Annotated in this window: 16 protein-coding genes and 1 tRNA gene; 7 read left to right on the top strand and 10 right to left on the bottom strand. The window is 68.9% G+C overall.

Annotated features, from left to right (window positions below; genetic code table 11):
- Positions 1-93 precede the first annotated feature (93 nt).
- Both JGR78_RS07210 and JGR78_RS07205 read left to right on the top strand, forming a co-directional pair.
- The gene (locus JGR78_RS07210; RefSeq protein WP_182791151.1) at positions 94-567 is read left to right on the top strand and encodes a DUF2924 domain-containing protein; all 474 of its coding nucleotides are present in this window, start codon (positions 94-96) and stop codon (positions 565-567) included.
- Positions 564-2231, top strand: coding sequence for a recombinase family protein (locus JGR78_RS07205; RefSeq protein WP_182791152.1), 1668 nt, complete (start codon positions 564-566; stop codon positions 2229-2231). The genes JGR78_RS07210 and JGR78_RS07205 overlap by 4 nt, the downstream gene beginning before the upstream one ends.
- A gap of 366 nt (positions 2232-2597) precedes the next feature.
- Here the strand turns inward: JGR78_RS07205 and JGR78_RS07200 are convergent.
- Positions 2598-2672, bottom strand: a tRNA-Gln gene (locus tag JGR78_RS07200).
- 94 nt (positions 2673-2766) lie between these two features.
- Between JGR78_RS07200 and JGR78_RS07195 the strand changes: the two genes are divergently transcribed.
- The gene (locus JGR78_RS07195; RefSeq protein WP_182805604.1) at positions 2767-3987 is read left to right on the top strand and encodes an NAD(P)/FAD-dependent oxidoreductase; all 1221 of its coding nucleotides are present in this window, start codon (positions 2767-2769) and stop codon (positions 3985-3987) included.
- 122 nt (positions 3988-4109) lie between these two features.
- Positions 4110-4931 (top strand): class I SAM-dependent methyltransferase, encoded by an 822-nt coding sequence (locus tag JGR78_RS07190; RefSeq protein WP_182805606.1) that lies wholly within the window; start codon positions 4110-4112, stop codon positions 4929-4931.
- A gap of 3 nt (positions 4932-4934) precedes the next feature.
- On the opposite strand, the gene kdsA is transcribed toward JGR78_RS07190, so the two are convergent.
- From kdsA to JGR78_RS07175, 3 genes are read right to left on the bottom strand one after another with little or no spacing between them, the layout of a single operon-like run.
- A complete protein-coding gene (gene kdsA, locus JGR78_RS07185) occupies positions 4935-5780 on the bottom strand; it encodes a 3-deoxy-8-phosphooctulonate synthase (protein WP_182805608.1) in 846 nt (281 codons plus the stop codon).
- Complete coding sequence (locus tag JGR78_RS07180) at positions 5777-7609, bottom strand: capsule biosynthesis protein (protein ID WP_182791156.1); 1833 nt, start codon at positions 7607-7609, stop codon at positions 5777-5779. The genes kdsA and JGR78_RS07180 overlap by 4 nt, the downstream gene beginning before the upstream one ends.
- Complete coding sequence (locus JGR78_RS07175) at positions 7593-8246, bottom strand: ABC transporter ATP-binding protein (RefSeq protein ID WP_182791318.1); 654 nt, start codon at positions 8244-8246, stop codon at positions 7593-7595. Before JGR78_RS07175 ends, JGR78_RS07180 begins: the two co-directional genes overlap by 17 nt.
- A 149-nt stretch (positions 8247-8395) precedes the next feature.
- Here JGR78_RS07175 and JGR78_RS07170 point away from each other — a divergent pair, with 149 nt between their 5' ends.
- Positions 8396-8995: a uracil-DNA glycosylase family protein gene (locus tag JGR78_RS07170; RefSeq protein WP_182791157.1), complete on the top strand. Its 600-nt coding sequence runs from the start codon at positions 8396-8398 to the stop codon at positions 8993-8995.
- Positions 8992-9753, top strand: a complete 762-nt coding sequence (locus JGR78_RS07165; protein WP_182791158.1) for a hypothetical protein — start codon at positions 8992-8994, stop codon at positions 9751-9753. The genes JGR78_RS07170 and JGR78_RS07165 overlap by 4 nt, the downstream gene beginning before the upstream one ends.
- Positions 9754-9919: 166 nt before the next feature.
- Here JGR78_RS07165 and JGR78_RS07160 read toward each other — a convergent pair whose 3' ends face one another.
- The 6 genes from JGR78_RS07160 to JGR78_RS07135 are packed head-to-tail and all read right to left on the bottom strand — an operon-like array spanning position 9920 to position 16520.
- Positions 9920-10840, bottom strand: a complete 921-nt coding sequence (locus JGR78_RS07160; protein WP_182791159.1) for a glyoxylate/hydroxypyruvate reductase A — start codon at positions 10838-10840, stop codon at positions 9920-9922.
- The gene (gene rodA, locus JGR78_RS07155) at positions 10840-11982 is read right to left on the bottom strand and encodes a rod shape-determining protein RodA (protein WP_182791160.1); all 1143 of its coding nucleotides are present in this window, start codon (positions 11980-11982) and stop codon (positions 10840-10842) included. The genes JGR78_RS07160 and rodA overlap by 1 nt, the downstream gene beginning before the upstream one ends.
- Before the next feature lie 10 nt (positions 11983-11992).
- The gene (gene mrdA / locus JGR78_RS07150) at positions 11993-13942 is read right to left on the bottom strand and encodes a penicillin-binding protein 2 (RefSeq protein WP_182805610.1); all 1950 of its coding nucleotides are present in this window, start codon (positions 13940-13942) and stop codon (positions 11993-11995) included.
- A gap of 3 nt (positions 13943-13945) precedes the next feature.
- A complete protein-coding gene (locus tag JGR78_RS07145; protein ID WP_182805612.1) occupies positions 13946-14485 on the bottom strand; it encodes a rod shape-determining protein MreD in 540 nt (179 codons plus the stop codon).
- A gap of 3 nt (positions 14486-14488) precedes the next feature.
- Complete coding sequence (gene mreC, locus JGR78_RS07140) at positions 14489-15475, bottom strand: rod shape-determining protein MreC (RefSeq protein ID WP_182805614.1); 987 nt, start codon at positions 15473-15475, stop codon at positions 14489-14491.
- Between the two features lie 10 nt (positions 15476-15485).
- Entirely contained in the window at positions 15486-16520 is a 1035-nt protein-coding gene (locus JGR78_RS07135) for a rod shape-determining protein (protein WP_182791164.1), read from the bottom strand.
- 192 nt (positions 16521-16712) lie between these two features.
- On the opposite strand from JGR78_RS07135, the gene JGR78_RS07130 reads away from it, so the two are divergent.
- Positions 16713-17090: a rhodanese-like domain-containing protein gene (locus JGR78_RS07130; RefSeq protein WP_182805617.1), complete on the top strand. Its 378-nt coding sequence runs from the start codon at positions 16713-16715 to the stop codon at positions 17088-17090.
- Positions 17091-17094: the final 4 nt, after the last annotated feature.

The following is a 17094-nucleotide window of genomic DNA, read 5'->3' as shown; positions in this document are numbered from 1 at the left end:
CGACGCCGAGCGTGACTGACTGCACGCCCGGACCATCGCCGGGCTCTCTCCGGTACCAGCGACCGCAACGGTCACCACAGCCGGAAGAACCCGATGTCCCAGTCCCAGACCGCTCCGGCCGCAGCGCCGCGTACCGCCGCCTCGGTTGCCAGCCTCTCCAGTCTCGACCGTGCCGGGCTTCTTGGGCTCTGGCAGGAGCTCCACGGCGGCCGACCGCCACGGTCCATGAGCCAGCCGCTCCTGCGCAAGGTGCTGGCCTTCGATCTTCAGCTCGGCACCGTCGGCGGCTGGCCCCCGGCCCTCGCCGAGCGGCTCGAACACGCAGCCCGTTCGGACAGTCGCCCGAAGGCGGCAGTTCCGGTCGCCGGGGGGCGGCTCCTGCGCGAATGGAACGGCACCACCCATGTCGTGGAGATCAGAGCGGAAGGATACTTCTGGAACGGTCGCCCATGGCGCTCGCTCTCGGCCATTGCCCGCGAGATCACCGGGGCGCAGTGGTCGGGTCCGCGCTTCTTCGGGCTTGATGGGACAGGGCAGGACGCAGGGCAGAAGAGGCGGCGGACATGAGCTCGCCGGCCCCGGTCCGCTGCGCCATCTACACCCGCAAGTCCACGGAGGAGGGGCTCGATCAGGGCTTCAACACCCTCGACGCCCAGCATGAGGCCTGCGCCGCTTACATCGCGAGCCAGAAGCACGAGGGCTGGAGACTGGTGAAGGACCGCTTCGATGACGGCGGCTTCTCGGGCGGCAATACCGACCGGCCGGCGCTGCAGCGGTTGCTCGCCGAGGTCGACGCGGGCCGCATCGGCATGATCGTGGTCTACAAGATCGACCGCCTCACCCGCTCGCTTGCCGACTTCGCGCGTCTCGTGGAACGGCTGGAGGCGAAGGGCTGCTCGTTTGTCTCGGTGACGCAGGCCTTCAACACCTCGACCAGCATGGGGCGGCTGACCCTGAACGTGCTCCTGAGCTTTGCGCAGTTCGAGCGCGAGGTTGCGGGCGAGCGCATCCGCGACAAGATCGCAGCCTCGAAACGACGGGGATTGTGGATGGGCGGCACGCTGCCCTTGGGCTACGACCGCCACCCCGATGCGCGCGAGCAGGTGCTGGTGGTGAACCCTCTTGAGGCCGAGCAGGTGCAACGACTCTTCAATCTCTACGAGGAGACCGGCTGCCTCACGGCCCTGACGGACCAGGCAAAGGCGCTCGGAATGTGCACCAAGGCGCGCCGCAATCGCATGGATGAGGAGGTGGGTCAAAGACCCTTCGGGCGCGGGCAGCTGTATTATCTGCTGACCAATCCGGTCTACATCGGTCGCGTCCGGCATCGCGGCATGGACCACCCCGACCGGCATCCGCCGATCATCGGAGCGAAGCAGTGGCAGCGGGTGCAGGAGCGTGCCGGGCGGATGCGTGGGCAGGAAACTGCGGAGGGCAGCGCCTCCTCTCCGCTCATCGGCAAGCTGACCGATGAAGCCGGCGACCGCCTCACTCCGACCCAGACCACGAAGGGTTCGCGCCGCTATCGCTATTACGTCTCCAACCGGCTCATCTCCGGTCCGCCCGATCCGACCGCCTGGCGCCTGCCCGCGGCGACGCTGGAGACCGGGATCGCAACCGGCATCCGTGCGCACTTCGCCCGGCTCCTGCACGAGCACAGGTTGCTCGCTGAACCCGATCTTCTGCGCCACGGCTCGGCTGAAGAGCAATTGACAGCGAAGATTTTTGACGCGAGCGGCAAGTCCGAAGCGGAGGCGCGGCTCCTAGGACTGATTGAGGAGGGTCGGGTCGCGACCGACCGTCTCACGCTTCACTTGTCCTCCGGCGCTGTCGCAGCGCTCTGCGGTCTGGAGCCGCACGACCTCTGTCCCGACGCCCTGAGCCTGACCCTTGCCGTCTCCCTCTGCCGGCGTGGCGTGGGAGCAAAGGTGGTGATCGGCGAGTTTGCCCGGCAACCGGATCCGAAGCTGGCCGGCGCGCTGATCCGCGCCCACCGATGGCTCGGTGCCCTGCGTCAGGGCGCGGATCTGGGTCGGCTGGCCCATGACTCCGGCATCTCCGCCGGCTGCCTGCGCGGGCATCTGCAGCTGGCCTTTCTCGCTCCTGAGATCCAGAGCGCGATCCTCGACGGCACACAGCCCGAGCACCTGACCCTGCACAGTCTGACGCGGCCTGAAATGCCGCCGGAGTGGGATCAGCAGTACCGCCGCACCGGCATCTCCCCGGCTTGATCCGCTTCCCTGTTCCTCTCTGTTGTTTCCCTGATCGGGCGGCGCCTGTTCCCTGATGCTGCGCCACCAATTCCCTGTTCATGCGGGCAGGGAATTCCCGTGCCAAGCCGTTGAAAACCGGTGCTCAAACAGCTGTCTGATCCTGCCCCGACTGAGCTTTGCCTGATATTTTCCCTGTAATTTCCCTGTAAACGCCTGCGGCAGGCGAAAACCGTACGACCGAAAACCCCTCCTGAGACGGGCACGGAAGATGCGGGGATATCAGGGAGAAAGCCGCGTCTCAGTGCGCAGCGAGCCTGCACAAGCCACGGAAATAGCGCAGGTCTTCCTGCGCCTCAGGCGTGAGATGAAGTCAGGTAAGATGACTGGCTGGGGCGGTAGGATTCGAACCTACGGTACACGGTACCAAAAACCGATGCCTTACCACTTGGCCACGCCCCAGCAGTGCGGGGGTGTTTAGCGGTGCCTCACGGGGCGCGCAAGAGGGCGCGCACAAAAACTTGTGCCGGCCTGTACGGACGGTTATCGGCGCCGGATGAAACAGGTGGATGTCGTCATTCTCGGGGCGGGGGCGGCCGGGTTGTTCTGCGGGGGCAGCCTTGCGGGGCACGGGCTGCGGGTCGTGGTGCTGGATCATGCCCGTGCGCCGGGCGAAAAGATCCGCATCTCGGGCGGGGGACGGTGCAATTTCACCAATCTTGCGACCCGGCATGACACCTTCCTGTCGGATGTGCCGCGATTCTGCGCCTCGGCCTTGGCCGGGTTCAGGCCCGAGGATTTCGTCGCGCTGGTGAACCGCGCCGGAATCGCTTGGCACGAGAAGGCGCAGGGGCAGCTTTTCTGCGATGGACGCGCCACCCAGGTCGTGCGGATGCTGGTGCAAAGGATGGGACCGGCCGAGCTGCGGCTGGGCGTTGCCGTGACCGGCATCCTGCCCGGTGAACGGCTGCGGGTCGAGACCTCGGCGGGACCGATCGAGGCCGCGCATGTCGTCGTCGCGACCGGGGGCAAGTCGATTCCGAAGATGGGCGCGACGGGGATCGGCTATGACATTGCCGCAGCCACCGGGCACCGGGTCGTGGATACGCGCCCCGGGCTGGTGCCGCTGACCTTTGCCCGGCAGGACCTGGAACTCTCGGCGCCGCTGGCCGGGGTCGCGGTCGCGGCCCGCGCTTCGCTGCCGGCGCTGAAGGCGCCCCGCCGCAAGGCGATCAGCTTTGACGACCAGTTGCTGTTCACCCACCGCGGGCTTTCCGGCCCGGCCATCCTGCAGATCTCCAGCTACTGGCGGGCAGGGGAGGAACTGGCCCTGGACCTGCGTCCACAGAACGGGATCGCGGCGGCGCTGAAGCTTGCGCGGCGCGAGGGAGGCCGGGTTCAGGTTGCAACGGTGCTGGCCCGGATGCTGCCCGAGCGGCTTGCCGCCGCCATCGTCGATGAGGCGGGCCTTGAAGGCGCGCGGCTGGCCGATCAGCCCGACGTGCGGCTGGGCGCGCTGGCCGACAGGGTCCATGGCTGGCGCATCCGGCCCGTGGGAACCGAGGGTTATCGCACCGCCGAGGTGACGGTGGGCGGCGTGGACTGCCGCGATCTCGATGCCCGCAGCCTGCGCTCGCGCCATGTTCCGGGCCTGTATTTCATCGGCGAGGTCGTGGACGTGACCGGCTGGCTGGGCGGTTACAATTTCCAGTGGGCCTGGGCCTCGGGACATGCAGCGGCCAGGGCGATTCTCGGCGCGCCGATGGCCGCCGCGTGATATGATCGCGCCGCACCGGCGGGTGCCGGTGTTCGACGGGCGGGCCTGCTGCCTGTCCGCCCTTCGCCCGGCCGGCTTCGCGGACCGGGCGTCGCGTGTCACCGCGAGGGTGGAGACCGATCATGAATCCGAACAAGGAATTGTGGGAGAAGGGCGACTTCTCGAAGCTCGCCGAGACCATGCGCGGCAGCGCGGATCAACTGGTCGAGGAACTGGGCATCACGCCGGGGATGAAGGCGCTGGATCTTGCCTGCGGGGACGGCGGCACGGCGCTGCCCATGGCGCGGCGCGGGGCCGAAGTGCTGGGCGTGGACATCGCCCGCAACCTCGTGGCCGCGGCGCAGGCGCGGGTGGCGGCCGAAGGGCTGACCAACATCCGCATCATTGAGGGCGATGCCTGTGATCTGTCGGCGCTGCCGGACAACGCCTTCGATCTGGTGCTCAGCGTCTTTGGCGCGATGTTCGCGCCCTGCCCGCAGGAGGTCGCGCGCAGCATGGTCCGGGTGGCCAGGCGCGGCGGGCGGATCGTCATGGGCAACTGGATTCCGAACGATCCGACCATGCCTGCCCAGATCCTCAGGATGATGCAGGAATACGGCCCGCCGCCGCCCGAGGGGTTCATCCCGCCAACGGATTGGGGGATCGAGGCGAAGGTGATCGAGCGATTCGGACAGGCGGGCATCCCGCATGAGGCGATCGCCATGCAGCCGTCCATCAAGGAGTTCCGGCTGGATGGCCCGCCCTCGGCCCTGCTGGAGATCTTCCTCAAGTATTTCGGCCCGGTGATCCGGGTGTTCGAATGGCTCGGGCCGGGGCCGCGCGCCGATGAACTGCGCGGCAGGATGCTCGCGCTGATCGAGCGCGAGAATCAGGGGGAAGACGGCAAGACCCTGATCCGGGCGCGCTATCTGCTGGTGACGGTGAAGGTGCCGCAGGTTTCCTAGGGATCAGCCCATCACCGGGTCGGACTTGGCCAGTTGGTCAAAGCGCATCAGGCTGGCGATCAGCGCCGGCATCCGGTCCAGCGGCACCATGTTCGGCCCGTCCGAGGGGGCACGGTCGGGATCCTCATGCGTCTCGATGAAGACACCTGCCACGCCGATGGCCACCGCTGCCCGCGCCATCACTGGCGCGAACTCGCGCTGCCCGCCCGACGATCCGCCTTGGCCGCCCGGCTGCTGGACCGAGTGGGTCGCGTCCATGATCACTGGCCAGCCCGTCCGCGCCATGATCGGCAGGGACCGCATGTCCGCGACCAGCGTGTTGTAGCCGAAGCTGACGCCGCGTTCGGTCAGCAGGATGCGGTCGTTGCCGGTCGAGGCCACCTTGTCGGCCACGTTGCCCATGTCCCAGGGGGCAAGGAACTGGCCCTTCTTGACGTTGACCACCGCGCCCGTGCGGCCGGCGGCCAGCAGCAGGTCGGTCTGGCGCGACAGGAAGGCGGGGATCTGGATGATGTCCGCGACCTCGGCCGCGCGCAGGGCCTGCGCCTCGTCATGCACGTCGGTCAGCACCGGGCAGCCGATCCGGTCGCGCACGGCGGCCAGCATCGCAAGCCCCTCGTCGATACCCACGCCGCGCTTGCCCGACAGCGAGGTGCGGTTCGCCTTGTCGTAGCTGGCCTTGAAGACGAAGCCCGCGCCCGCCGTGGCGCAGGCTTGCGCCAAGGGTTCGGCGATGGACAGGGCGTGGTCCAGCGTTTCCAACTGGCAGGGACCGGCGATCAGGACCAGCGGCAGGTCGTTGCCGAATGTCACGTCCCTCACGGCGACGTGGCGCGGGGCGGTGCTCATGACGACACCTGTTCGCGCAGGATCGAAGCGGTCAGCGACATCATCAGATAGATCCCCGAGAAGATGAGAAAGGCCACGATCGTGTTCTGCAGCGCCTTGGGATAGGTCGCTGCGTCGGGCGGAACCGGAGCCACCGACAGCGAGAGATAGCGCACCTGCTTGTTCGCCTCGACCCGCGCGGCCTCCATCTGCGTGGCGGCTGCCGCCAGCAGTTGCTGCCGGGTGGCGAGGTCGCTTTCGGCGATCCGCAACTGCCCCGTGATCGCCGCCAGCGAGGCGCGGTTGCCGGTATTCTCGGTCAACTGGGCGCGGGTTTCCGCGATCATCTGCTCGATCCGGCTGATGTCGCCCTCGACGCCCTGCACCCGGCTCTGGTTCGGGCGGGGGTTGGACTGAAGCTGCCCCAGTTCCAGCCGCTTTTCGGCCAACTGGGTTTCAAGCGTGCTGATCCGCCCCATGACCGCGCCGCTTTCGGCCATCGGGTCCAGCACCCCAAGCTGCACCTGCAGTTCCTGGATGCGGTCCTGCGACTCCTGCACCTTCCGCTCGGCATCCGCATAGCTTTCGGCGGCACCCTTCATCTGGTCGTCGCGCAGGCGGGCGGACATCTGGTCCACCTGCCCCTCGGCATAGCGGATCAGCGCCAGCGAGAACTGCTCGGACAGTTGGGGGTCGGGGGCAATCACCTCCATGTTGATGACGCCCTCGGTCGGGTCATAGCCGATCTTCACCGACTGATCGTAAAGCTTGTAGGCCTGTTCCGAGGTGGCATCCTCGGGCAGGCGTAGCAGTGCGTCGACCGCCGGGTCCTGGAAGGCGCGGGTGAAGCCCAAGTCGTCGTCCAGCCGCAGCATCGCGCCCCGCGATGTCAGGTAGCTTTGCACCGACACGCTGTCGGGGTTGGTGGCCATGGGCGAGGCGCCCAGCAGGCCCGCCGATTCGCCGCCGAAGCCGCCATCGGCGGTCTGGATCAGGAACTGCGAATGGGTCGCGTAAAGCGGCGTCGCCTGGGTGAAGTAGTACCAGCCCGCGATCAGTGTCGGCAGGCCCACGAAGAAGGCCAGCCGCGCCATCAGGAAGGCCAGCCGCTTGCGGCGGCGGCGGGCGATGTCGCGCTGGATGCGGTAGATTTCCGCCGCGCGGCGTTCCTCGGTCAGCGCCTCGCGCGAGGGCAGTTCGGGACGCCGTGGCGGGCCGACCTCGCCGGGCGGGGGGAGGGGCACGATCTCGCGGCTGCGGCTGCGCTGGGGCCTTCCACCCGGCACGGTGGCCGGGGCGAGAGGCGAGGGCGCGGCCTGCGCCTCGTGGCCCGCGTCCGACAGGATCTTGCCGACCGCGCCGCGGTGGAAGGGGTCGATGCCGCGTTGGCGCAGGCGCAGCACGGCCTCGTATTCCGAGGAAACCTCGATCTCGTGCATGGCGGCGATGCGGGCGGCCATGCGCAACTGGCGCGAGGTCAGGTTCTCGGCCCGGATCGCGGCCAGCGCCGCGGCATCCGCTTCGGCCCCGGGTCCCGCGGGCGCGTTCGCCGCCTGTGGCGGGGTGGCCGCGTCGGCCCCCGGAAAGCGCATGCTGCCGAAGCCGTCGTCCGTGTCGGCAAAGGGCATCTCGGCGCCGGGCTGACCCTGATCTGCGGCCGGTCCCGCCGGTCCGGCCGGGCGGCCGCCCTTGTGCACCTCGACCCTGACGCCCGTGCGCGCAGGCTCTGCCTCGGCGCGGCGCGGGGCGGCATCCGGGCGGACGGCCGACCTTGCCGCTTCGCGGGCGGCGGCGATAGGGGATTCGGACGGGCTGAGATGAAAGCGGCGGACCTTAGGCGGTGTAGTCATAATACTGTTTGGCCTCGTCCAGGGAATCGAACATGTAAAGACGCCCGTCGCGCAAGACGCCCGCGCGGCGGCAGAATTTTTCCAAGGTGGCGGGCTGGTGGGACACCACCACCACGGTTGCGGTCTTCAGCCGGTCATAAAGCACGCTGCCGGCCTTGCGGTTGAATTCCACGTCGGTCGATCCCGGCATCCCCTCGTCGATCAGGTAGATGTCGAAATCCAGCGCCAGCAGCAGCGAGAATGTCAGCCGCGAGCGCATCCCCGAACTGTAGGTGCCGACCGGCTGGTCGAAATATTCGTCGATGTCGCAAAGCCAGCGGCAGAAGGCCGAAACGTAATCGGGGTCCAGCCCGTAGATCCGCGCGATATAGCGCGCGTTCTCGTTGGCCGAGAGCTTGGGGATCACCCCGCCCATGAAGCCTAGCGGGAAGGACACCCGGCAGTCCGCCCGGATCGTGCCCTCGTCGGGCTTTTCCAGCCCGCACATCATGTTGATGATGGTGGTCTTGCCGGTGCCGTTGGGCGCGAGGATGCCCAGCGACTGCCCCAGTTCCACCCGAAACGAGGCCTGGTCAAGGATGACCTTGCGCTGCGTTCCGGTCCAGAACGACTTTGAAACGTTGTCGAATTCCAGCATCCGGCGAAAAGGCGCATGAGACATCGGGCGCCAGCCGCCCGCTTTCAGGGACCGAACATAGGGCGCAGACGCCCTTATGTCCAATCATACGCAGCGGATCGTGAGAATGCGAGGTGTTATCGTCCCGCCGCGTTCCTATCTGAACCCGCATGACCGACCTGTCCCCGCCCCAAGACCTGCCCGTCGCCGCCGAGTTGCGCGGCTGCCGCCTTTGTGCCGACCGCTTCGCCCTGACCGCGACGGCCCACGCGCCGCGTCCCGTGGTCTGGTTCGCACGGGGCGCGCGGGTGCTGGTGGCCAGCCAGGCGCCGGGGATGCGGGTGCATCACTCGGGCCGGCCCTTCACCGATGCCTCGGGCCAGCGGCTCAGGTCCTGGATGGGGGTGGACGAGGCCACCTTCTACGACCGCGCGCGCGTGGCGATCGTGCCGATGGGCTTCTGCTTTCCGGGCTATGATGCCAAGGGGTCCGACCTGCCGCCGCCCCCGGTCTGCGCGGCGACATGGCGGGCGCGGGTGCTGGAGGAGTTGCAGCCCCGCGTCACCCTGCTGATCGGCGGCTACGCCATCCGCTGGCACTTGGGCCTGCGGGACGTCACCGCCGCCGTGGCGGGCTGGCGGGACCATGCGCCGCGGGTGTTTCCCTTGCCTCACCCGTCCTGGCGGAATACCGGTTGGCTGAAACGCAACCCGTGGTTCGAGGCCGAGCTGGTGCCCGAACTGCGCCGCACGCTGGCCGAGGTGCTGTGACGACGCCCCAGACCGAACTCGACCGCCTTTGCGCGCATGTGCCCTTCCACGACGCGGACCCGGTCCAGCGCGCGGCGGTCCTGCGGCGGCTGGCCGATACGGAACTGCACGCCGCCCTTGTGTCCGAGCCTGCGGGCGACCGGGCCGAGTTGCGGATGTTCGACCTGCCGGGCGGCGCGGTGGCGCTGGCCTGCGACGACGATGCGGCGCTTGCCGGGTTCCTCGGCGGGCCGGTCGCCCATGTTTCGCTACCGGGCCGGATTCTGGCGCGGGAACTGGCCGAGGCGGGGTTGGGGCTGCTGGTCAACCCCGGCCGCCCGTCCGAGATGCTGCTGGACGCAGGTGCGCTGGGCTGGCTGATCGCGGCCCTGGCCGAGGCGCCCGAGGCGGGCGAGGCTGCCCCCCGCCGCCTGACCGCGCCCCGCCCCAATGCGGTCGGGACGGTGGCCGAGCCGCTCGCCACCCGGCTGGGCGACATGGCGGGGATGGTGGCAGGCGCGGCGCTGGTGGGCGTGGACTGGCAGGACGGGCGGCAGGGGCACCTGATCGTCGTGGCCGGCGCCGGCAACCCCGACAGGCCGGCGATTGCCAAGGCGCTGGCGGAACTGATCGCCTTTTTGCCGCCGGTCGAGGGCGGCGTGGATGTCACCTTCGAGGACCTGCCGCTGCCGCAAGGCGCCGTGCGGATCGAGGCGGTGGCCGTGCCGAAACCCGAACCCAAGCGCCGCGATCCCGACGCCCCGCCCCGGCTGCGCTGACGCCTCACGTTACGGCAGCGTTGCTGTCCTTGCACAATCCTGACCAAATCAAATCGCGCTTCTGGCTGCGCTGACCTTCTCGCATTTCAGCCAAGCTGCCGCCTTTTGCTCTTGGCGATCTCGGCACGCTTGCTGCTTTCATGCGGTCGTTGTTTGGCGCTGACCGTTAGTAGCCCCGTGTCCGGTCCACCAGATGCAGCAGGGGCCGCCCCTCCATGGCGCGGCGCAGGTTCTCGGCGGCGACCGGCGCGGCAGTCGCAGGGCGGGTGTCGGCGGCGATATGCGGGGTCACCGTCACGCCCGGATGCGCCCAGAAGGGATGGCCGGGCGGCAGCGGCTCGGTGCGGAAGACGTCCAGCACGGCATGGGCCAGCCGCCCCTCGTCCAGCGCGGCCAGCAGCGCCTCGTCGTCCAGCACCGTCCCGCGTCCGGGGTTCAGCAGGAAGGCCCCTTGCGGCAGCATCGCCAGCCTCTGCGCATCCAGCAGGTTCCACGTCCCGGGCGTGTCGGGCAGCAGCGAGATCAGGATCTCCGCCCCCTCCAGCGCCTGCGGCAGCGCATCCGCCCCCAGCACCCGAATCCCCGGAACTGCGCGGCCCGAGGCTGACCAGCCCGTGACGGGAAAGCCCGCGCCCTGCAGCTTCTCGGCCACCGCCCGCCCCAACTCTCCCATCCCGAGGATCGTGACCGGGCGTTCCGAGGCCAGCGGCGGCACCAGCCCGTTCCGCCACTGCCCGTCCTGCAGGTAGCGGTCCATCCCCAGATGCAGCCGCATGGTCCAGCCGAGGCACCATTCCGCCATCCCCTGCGCCAGCCCCGGATCGACCATCCGGCACAAGGGCTGGGTCAGCGTCTTGTTGCCCACGATCCGCTCGACCCCGGCCCAGAGGCTTTGCACCACGCGGGCGCGGGTGAAGGGGCGGAAGTCCATCGGCTCGCCCGTGTCGGGGTAGCCCGGCGCATAGATCAGCGCGTCGAAGCTGGCCGGGTCGCCGTCGCGGCAAAGCTCCATCTCGGGGCAGGCGGCGCGCAGGGCGGGGGACCATTCGTCCCAGAGGCGCGAAGGGGCGGCGAAGAAGACGCGCATCACCGGGGCCTGTTCACGTGGGCGGATTGCACAAGGCCGAAGGCCATCAGCAGGATCATCAGTTGCGTGCCGCCATAGCTGACCATCGGCAGGGGCACCCCCACGACCGGCATCAGGCCCATGACCATCCCCATGTTGACCGCGAAATACAGAAAGAACGTGCCCCCGATCCCCAGCGTCATGAGGCTGGCGAAACGGTCGCGGTTGGTCATCGCCGAATAGATGCAGAAGGCGATGATGAGGGCGTAAAGCCCCAGCAGCGTGATCGAGCCGACGAAGCCGAATTCCTCGGCCAGCGTGGTGAAGATGAAGTCGGTGTGCTTTTCGGGCAGGAAGTTCAGCCGGCTCTGCGTGCCCTGCATGAAGCCCCGCCCCGACCAGCCCCCGGACCCCAGCGCGATCTGCGCCTGGGTGATGTTGTAGCCCGCCCCCAGCGGGTCGGTGGTCGGGTCAAGGAAGGTGTCGATGCGCCGATACTGGTAGTCGTGCAGCAACTGCCATTCCGTCCCGCGGCTGCGCATGACCGCGAAGACCAGCCCGCCCACCGCGCCGATCACGGCCGCGAAATACCACAGGCTGACGCCCGCCACGAACATCATGATGCCGCCGCCCGCGACCAGCATGACCGAGGTGCCAAGGTCCGGCTGCGCCAGCACCAGCCCGGTCGGCAGCAGGATCAGCGCGACCGGGATCAGCACCCACAGCGGCCGCGACACACGGGCAAGGTCCAGCCAGGCGTAATAGGTCGCCAGCACCAGCACGAGCGCGATCTTGCTGATTTCCGACGGCTGCAGCTTGATCGGCCCGATGTCCAGCCATCGCTGCGCCCCCATGGCATTGTGGCCGACGATGTCCACGGCCAGCAGCAGCCCGAGACAGACGACATAGGCCGCGACCGAGATCGAGCGCCAGAACCAGACCGGGGTGAAGGCCAGCGCGATCATGGCGACGAAGCCGACGGCGAAGCGTTCCACCTGCGGCTCGACCCAGGCCTCGGCCCGGCCGCCCGCGACCGAATAGAGCATCAGGAATCCGGTCGAGGCCACCGCTGCCAGAAGAAGGGTCAGCGGCCAGTTCAGATGCAGGATCTTGCGCCAGCCGGCCGGCGCATGGTCGGGCTTGTAGTCGAGATAGCTGCTCATGCCGCCCGCCTCATGCCCGCGCCCGCCCGGTGCCCGCCTGCGCCACGGGCGAGGGTGCAAGCCGCATCCGGCCCAGCATCTCGGCGATGCCGTCGCGCTGTTCGGACGGATAGGCGTCAAGGGGGGGCAGGCCCCCGGCCAGCGCGTAAAGCAGGATGTCCCGCGCGATGGGTGCCGCCACCGCCGAGCCGCCGCCGCCATGTTCCACAACGACCGACACCGCATAGCGCGGGGCATCGAAGGGCGCGTAGCAGACGAACAGCGCGTGGTCGCGGCGGTTCCAGGGCAACTGGTCGTTGCGGATGACGCCGCGGGCGCGTTCGGCCGCGGTGATGTTGCGGACCTGGCTGGTGCCGGTCTTGCCCGCCATCCGCCATTCCGCCCGCTGGATGCGCGCCCGCGCGGCCGTGCCGCTGCCGCCGTTCATCACCGCATCCATCCCGGCGCGGGCCGTGGTCAGATGCGCCGGCGACAGCCCCAGATCGGCAAAGACCGGATCGGGGGCGACCATGCCTTCCACGGCGCGGACGAGGCGCGGCCTGACCTCCAGCCCCGTCGCCACCCGCGCGGTCATCACCGCCAGTTGCAGGGGCGAGGCCAGCACATAGCCCTGCCCGATCGAGGCGTTGATGCTGTCGCCGACATGCCATTCCTGATCGTGGCGCGCCCGCTTCCAGGCGCGGTCGGGGGCGATCCCTTCGGCAATGGCGGACATGGGCAGGTCATGCCGCACCCCGATGCCCAGCCGCCGCGCCATGGCGGCGATGCGCTCGATCCCGATCTTCTGCGCCAGTTCATAGTAGTAAACGTCGCAAGACCGTTCGAGGCTGGCCACCGCCGCGACCGAGCCATGGCCGCCCCTGCTCCAGCAATGAAAGCGGCGGCCCGCGACCGTCGTGTGGCCGGGGCAGTGATGGCGGGTGCGGCTGTCGATCAGGCCTGATTCCAGCCCCGCCAGAAGCGTGACCATCTTGAAGGTCGAGCCGGGCGGATAGACACCCTGCACCGTCTTGTCGGCCAACGGCCGGTGGTCATGTTCCATCAGCGCCCTGTAATCGGCGCCGGAAATCCCCCGCACGAACAGGTTGGGGTCGAAGACCGGCGACGAGGCGCTGGCGAGGATGTCGCCGTTGCGCACATCCATCACCACGGCGGCGGCGCTTTCCTCGCCCAGCCGCTGGACGGCGAAGTTCTGCAGGCCCGCGTCCAGCGTCATCTGCACCGTCTCGCCCTGCTGGCCCTCGATCCGTTCCAGCTCGCGCATCTCGCGGCCGGCGCTGTTGACCTCGACCCGGCGGGTGCCGGCCTTGCCGCGCAGCCGGTCCTCCAGCTTGGCCTCGACCCCCAGCTTGCCCAACTGGAACTCGGGCAGCATCAGCACGGGATCGGGGTTTTCCATCTTCGACAGGTCATAGTCGGAGACCGGCCCGACATAGCCCAGCACATGGGCGAAATCGCCCGCGCGGGGATAGCTGCGCGACAGGCCCGCCTCGGGCGTCACGCCGGGCAGGGCAGGCGCGTTGACGGCGATGGAGGCGAACTGATCCCATGTCAGGCGGTCGGCGACGATCACGGGGGTGATGGCGCTGCGCTTGTCGATTTCCGCCAGCAGCGCGGCCACGGCGGTGTCGGTCATCGGCACAAGCTGCCGCAGCCGGGCAAGCACCAGCGCGGGGTCGCCCGCCTCTTCTTTCGTGATGGTGGCGCGGTAATTGGCCTCGTTCCCGGCGATGACGATGCCGTTGCGGTCGTGGATCAGGCCCCGCGCGGGCGGCAGCAGCCGGATCTTGATCGAGTTGCCGTCGGACAGCAGCCGGAACTCGTCGGCGCGGTCCAGTTGCATCGTCTTCAGCCGCCAGCCCAGCGTCGCCACCACGGCGGCCTGGATCGCGCCCAGCATCAGGGCGCGGCGGCGGATGCTGCTGCTGCTGTCGGAAATGTCGCGGGCGGATTTCTTCATGGCTCAGCCGAGTTCAAAGGCGCCGCGCCGGCTGCGGCGCAGCCCGAGGGCCGACAGCATCCCGGCGACAAGGGGATAGGCGCCGATCGTGGCGATCAGGCGCAGGACATCCTGCCCCGGCGGCGGCAGCGGCGCCAGCGTCGGAGGGACAAGGAACACAGTGCGGATCACCCGCTCGGCCAGCACCATCAGACCCATCAGCATCGCCACGCGCAGCCATTCAACCAGAAATCCCTGGTCGCGCCAACGCTGCTGTCGCTGCCGCGCGACTTCCGTCGCCATCACGGCGAGGGCCGCGCCAAGGCCGGGGGGCTGCAGGGTCAGGATGTCGGCGATCAGCATGACGGCGGCAATCGCCAGAACCGGCACCTGTTCGGGCCGCCGCAGCACCCAGGCGAAGGTCAGGGCGAGAAGCCAGTCCGGCCCCGGCCACCCGATCCGGCCCGGCGCAAGCGGCAGCAGCGCAACGACGATCAGCGCCAGCGAGGCCAGCAGATACAGGGTCAGGCCCAGAAGCTGGCGGTGGCGGTAGGGAACGGGCATGGCTCAGTCGCTCGCCTGCGCTTCGCGGTCGGCCTCGGGCGCGGGCGACAGGGCGGGGACGGGGGCGGTCGCCAGCGCGGCGGCCTGGTCGGTGGGGGTGGGGGCGGGTTGCGGCAGTTGCGGGCCGATCATCCCCGGCTCGGGCGGCAGGATCAGCACGCCGCTGTCCACCAGTTGCTCGGCCGGGTGGCTGCGCAGGACGCGCAGGAATTCCAGCCGGCCGTAGTCCGCCGCCAGCCGCACCCGCATCCGCCGGTCGGTGGTCTGGACGGCCTGCCCCACCAGCAGCCCCGGCGGGAACAGCCCGCCGTCACCGGATGTGATCACGCGGTCGCCGGGGCGGATGTTTTCCGGGCTTTCCATGAAATCCAAGTAGGGCAGGGCGGTGTTGTCCCCCGTCAGCAGCGCCCGCTGCCCCGAGGGCTGGATCGTCACCGGCAGGCGCGAGGAGGGGTCGGTCAGCAGCATCACCCGGCTGGTGGTTTCCCCCACACCCGAGATGCGGCCGACAAGGCCCAGCCCGTCCATCGTGGCCCAGCCTTCGAGGATGCCGTCGCGCGCCCCGCGGTTCAGCAGCACCGACTGGCGGAAGGCGGTGCCGCTGTCGGCCAGCACCACGCCCGAGACCCCCGTCAGCGCCGGGTCCAGCCGGACGTTGTTCTGCGCCAGAAGCTTGGCGTTTTCCTGTTCCAACTGGACCGCGGCCTCTTTCCAGGCGCTCATCCGCTGCAATTCGCGCCGCAATTCCTGGTTCTGCTCGTAGAGCCGCTGGTAGGACTGGAAGCTTGCGACCATGCGGCTGGCGGCCGTGACCGGCACCATCGCCCAGTCCATCGACGGCAGGAAACGGTCCACGACGGCCGCGCGCATCCGCTCCGCCCGCGGGCTGTCGATGCGCCAGAAGACGAAGACCGCCATCAGCACCATGACCAGCAGCGCCACGAGGATGCGGCGCACCGGCCTGGCATAGTCATAGCCGCGGCGGGCCATTCAGGCCGCCTCAGCTGTCGTAATCGATGACGTGGCGAAGCTGCTTTTCGTATTCCAGCGCCTTGCCGGTGCCCAGCGCCACGCAGTTCATCGGCTGGTCGGCAAGGCCGACCATCAGCCCCGTCTGCTCGCGGAGCGCAAGGTCCATCTCGCCCAGCATCGCGCCGCCGCCGGTCAGCATCACGCCCCGGTCCACGATGTCGGCGCCAAGGTCGGGGGGCGTCGCTTCCAGCGCGATCATCACCGCGTCGCAGATCTGCTGGACCGGCTCGGCCAGCGCCTCGGCGATCATGGCCTGGGTCAGTTCGACCTCTTTCGGGACGCCGTTCAGCAGGTCCCGGCCGCGCACCATCAGGGTGGCGCCGCGCCCGTCATCGGGCATCCGGGCGGTGCCGATCGAGGTCTTGATCCGCTCGGCCGTGCTTTCGCCGATCAGCAGGTTGTGGTGGCGGCGCAGGTAGTTGATGATCGCCTCGTCCATCCGGTCGCCGCCCACGCGCACGCTGCGGGCATAGACGATGTCGCCCAGCGACAGCACCGCGACCTCGGTGGTGCCGCCGCCGATGTCCACGACCATGCTGCCGGTGGGTTCGGTGATCGGCATCCCCGCGCCGATGGCCGCGGCGATGGGTTCCGCGATCAGCCCGGCGCGGCGGGCGCCCGCCGACAGGACCGACTGCCGGATCGCCCGCTTTTCGACGGGGGTGGCGCCATGGGGCACGCAGACGATGACCTTGGGCTTGGACAGCGAACCGCGCCGGATCGCCTTCTTCATGAAATGCTTGATCATTTCCTCGGCGCTGTCGAAATCGGCGATGACGCCCTCGCGCATCGGGCGGATCGCCTCGATGCTGCCGGGGGTGCGGCCCAGCATCAGCTTGGCATCCTCGCCCACGGCCAGGATCTGCTTCTTGCCGTCCTTGACGTGATAGGCCACGACCGAGGGCTCGTTCAGGATCACGCCCTTGCCCTTGACGTAGATCAGCGTGTTCGCGGTCCCCAGATCGATCGCGATGTCGGTCGAGAACAGACCGAAGAATGCCATGGTGAAGTCCCTTCCGTGCCTGCCCGGCCCCGCTTTTCGTTCTGCCCGACCTTGATGGGTCGGCGGCGGCCGCGGCCCCATATAGGCAACCGCGCAACTTCGGGAAAGCGGATTCACGCATAAGGTGAGACCGGTCGGCTGGCGCTTGTGCTAGGCTTTCCCCCACGGGTTCCAACGTAAAGGAGAGGACGCATGGCGAAGACGGTGCAACAGATGCTCGACGCGGCGAATGCCGTTGTGCCCAAGGTGGACACGACCGAGGCGCGGCGGCTGGTCGAGCAGGAAAACGCGCTGCTGGTCGATCTGCGCGACTCGGCCGAGATCGAAAAGACCGGCAGGCTGAAGGGTGCGGCGGCGGTGTCGCGCGGGATGCTGGAGTTCCGGGCGGATCGCGAAAGCAAGTATCACGACCCGGCCTTCGACCCGGCGCGGCCGATGGTGCTTTACTGCGGATCGGGTGGACGCGCGGCGCTGGCGGGGCAGACCCTGACCGAGATGGGGTATCACAGCGTCTACAACCTCGGCGGCTTCCAGCAGGCGGCCGATGCCGGGATGGAAACCGAGCAATAGAAAG

Origin of the sequence: Paracoccus sp. MC1862, from assembly GCF_016617715.1 — a bacterium.
Classification (GTDB): domain Bacteria; phylum Pseudomonadota; class Alphaproteobacteria; order Rhodobacterales; family Rhodobacteraceae; genus Paracoccus.
This window is presented reverse-complemented; position numbering and strand designations above follow the sequence as displayed.

Excerpts from the sequence above, each read along its gene's own strand:
- JGR78_RS07180 (WP_182791156.1), bottom strand. The coding sequence starts at position 7,609 with ATGACTACACCGCCTAAGGTCCGCCGCTTTCATCTCAGCCCGTCCGAA.
- rodA (WP_182791160.1), bottom strand. The coding sequence starts at position 11,982 with ATGAGCAGCTATCTCGACTACAAGCCCGACCATGCGCCGGCCGGCTGG.
- mrdA (WP_182805610.1), bottom strand. The coding sequence starts at position 13,942 with ATGAAGAAATCCGCCCGCGACATTTCCGACAGCAGCAGCAGCATCCGC.
- JGR78_RS07130 (WP_182805617.1), top strand. The coding sequence starts at position 16,713 with ATGGCGAAGACGGTGCAACAGATGCTCGACGCGGCGAATGCCGTTGTG.
- JGR78_RS07210 (WP_182791151.1), top strand. The coding sequence starts at position 94 with ATGTCCCAGTCCCAGACCGCTCCGGCCGCAGCGCCGCGTACCGCCGCC.
- JGR78_RS07190 (WP_182805606.1), top strand. The coding sequence starts at position 4,110 with ATGAATCCGAACAAGGAATTGTGGGAGAAGGGCGACTTCTCGAAGCTC.
- JGR78_RS07170 (WP_182791157.1), top strand. The coding sequence starts at position 8,396 with ATGACCGACCTGTCCCCGCCCCAAGACCTGCCCGTCGCCGCCGAGTTG.
- JGR78_RS07205 (WP_182791152.1), top strand. The coding sequence starts at position 564 with ATGAGCTCGCCGGCCCCGGTCCGCTGCGCCATCTACACCCGCAAGTCC.
- JGR78_RS07160 (WP_182791159.1), bottom strand. The coding sequence starts at position 10,840 with ATGCGCGTCTTCTTCGCCGCCCCTTCGCGCCTCTGGGACGAATGGTCC.
- kdsA (WP_182805608.1), bottom strand. The coding sequence starts at position 5,780 with ATGAGCACCGCCCCGCGCCACGTCGCCGTGAGGGACGTGACATTCGGC.
- JGR78_RS07195 (WP_182805604.1), top strand. The coding sequence starts at position 2,767 with ATGAAACAGGTGGATGTCGTCATTCTCGGGGCGGGGGCGGCCGGGTTG.
- JGR78_RS07145 (WP_182805612.1), bottom strand. The coding sequence starts at position 14,485 with ATGCCCGTTCCCTACCGCCACCGCCAGCTTCTGGGCCTGACCCTGTAT.
- JGR78_RS07135 (WP_182791164.1), bottom strand. The coding sequence starts at position 16,520 with ATGGCATTCTTCGGTCTGTTCTCGACCGACATCGCGATCGATCTGGGG.
- JGR78_RS07175 (WP_182791318.1), bottom strand. The coding sequence starts at position 8,246 with ATGCTGGAATTCGACAACGTTTCAAAGTCGTTCTGGACCGGAACGCAG.
- mreC (WP_182805614.1), bottom strand. The coding sequence starts at position 15,475 with ATGGCCCGCCGCGGCTATGACTATGCCAGGCCGGTGCGCCGCATCCTC.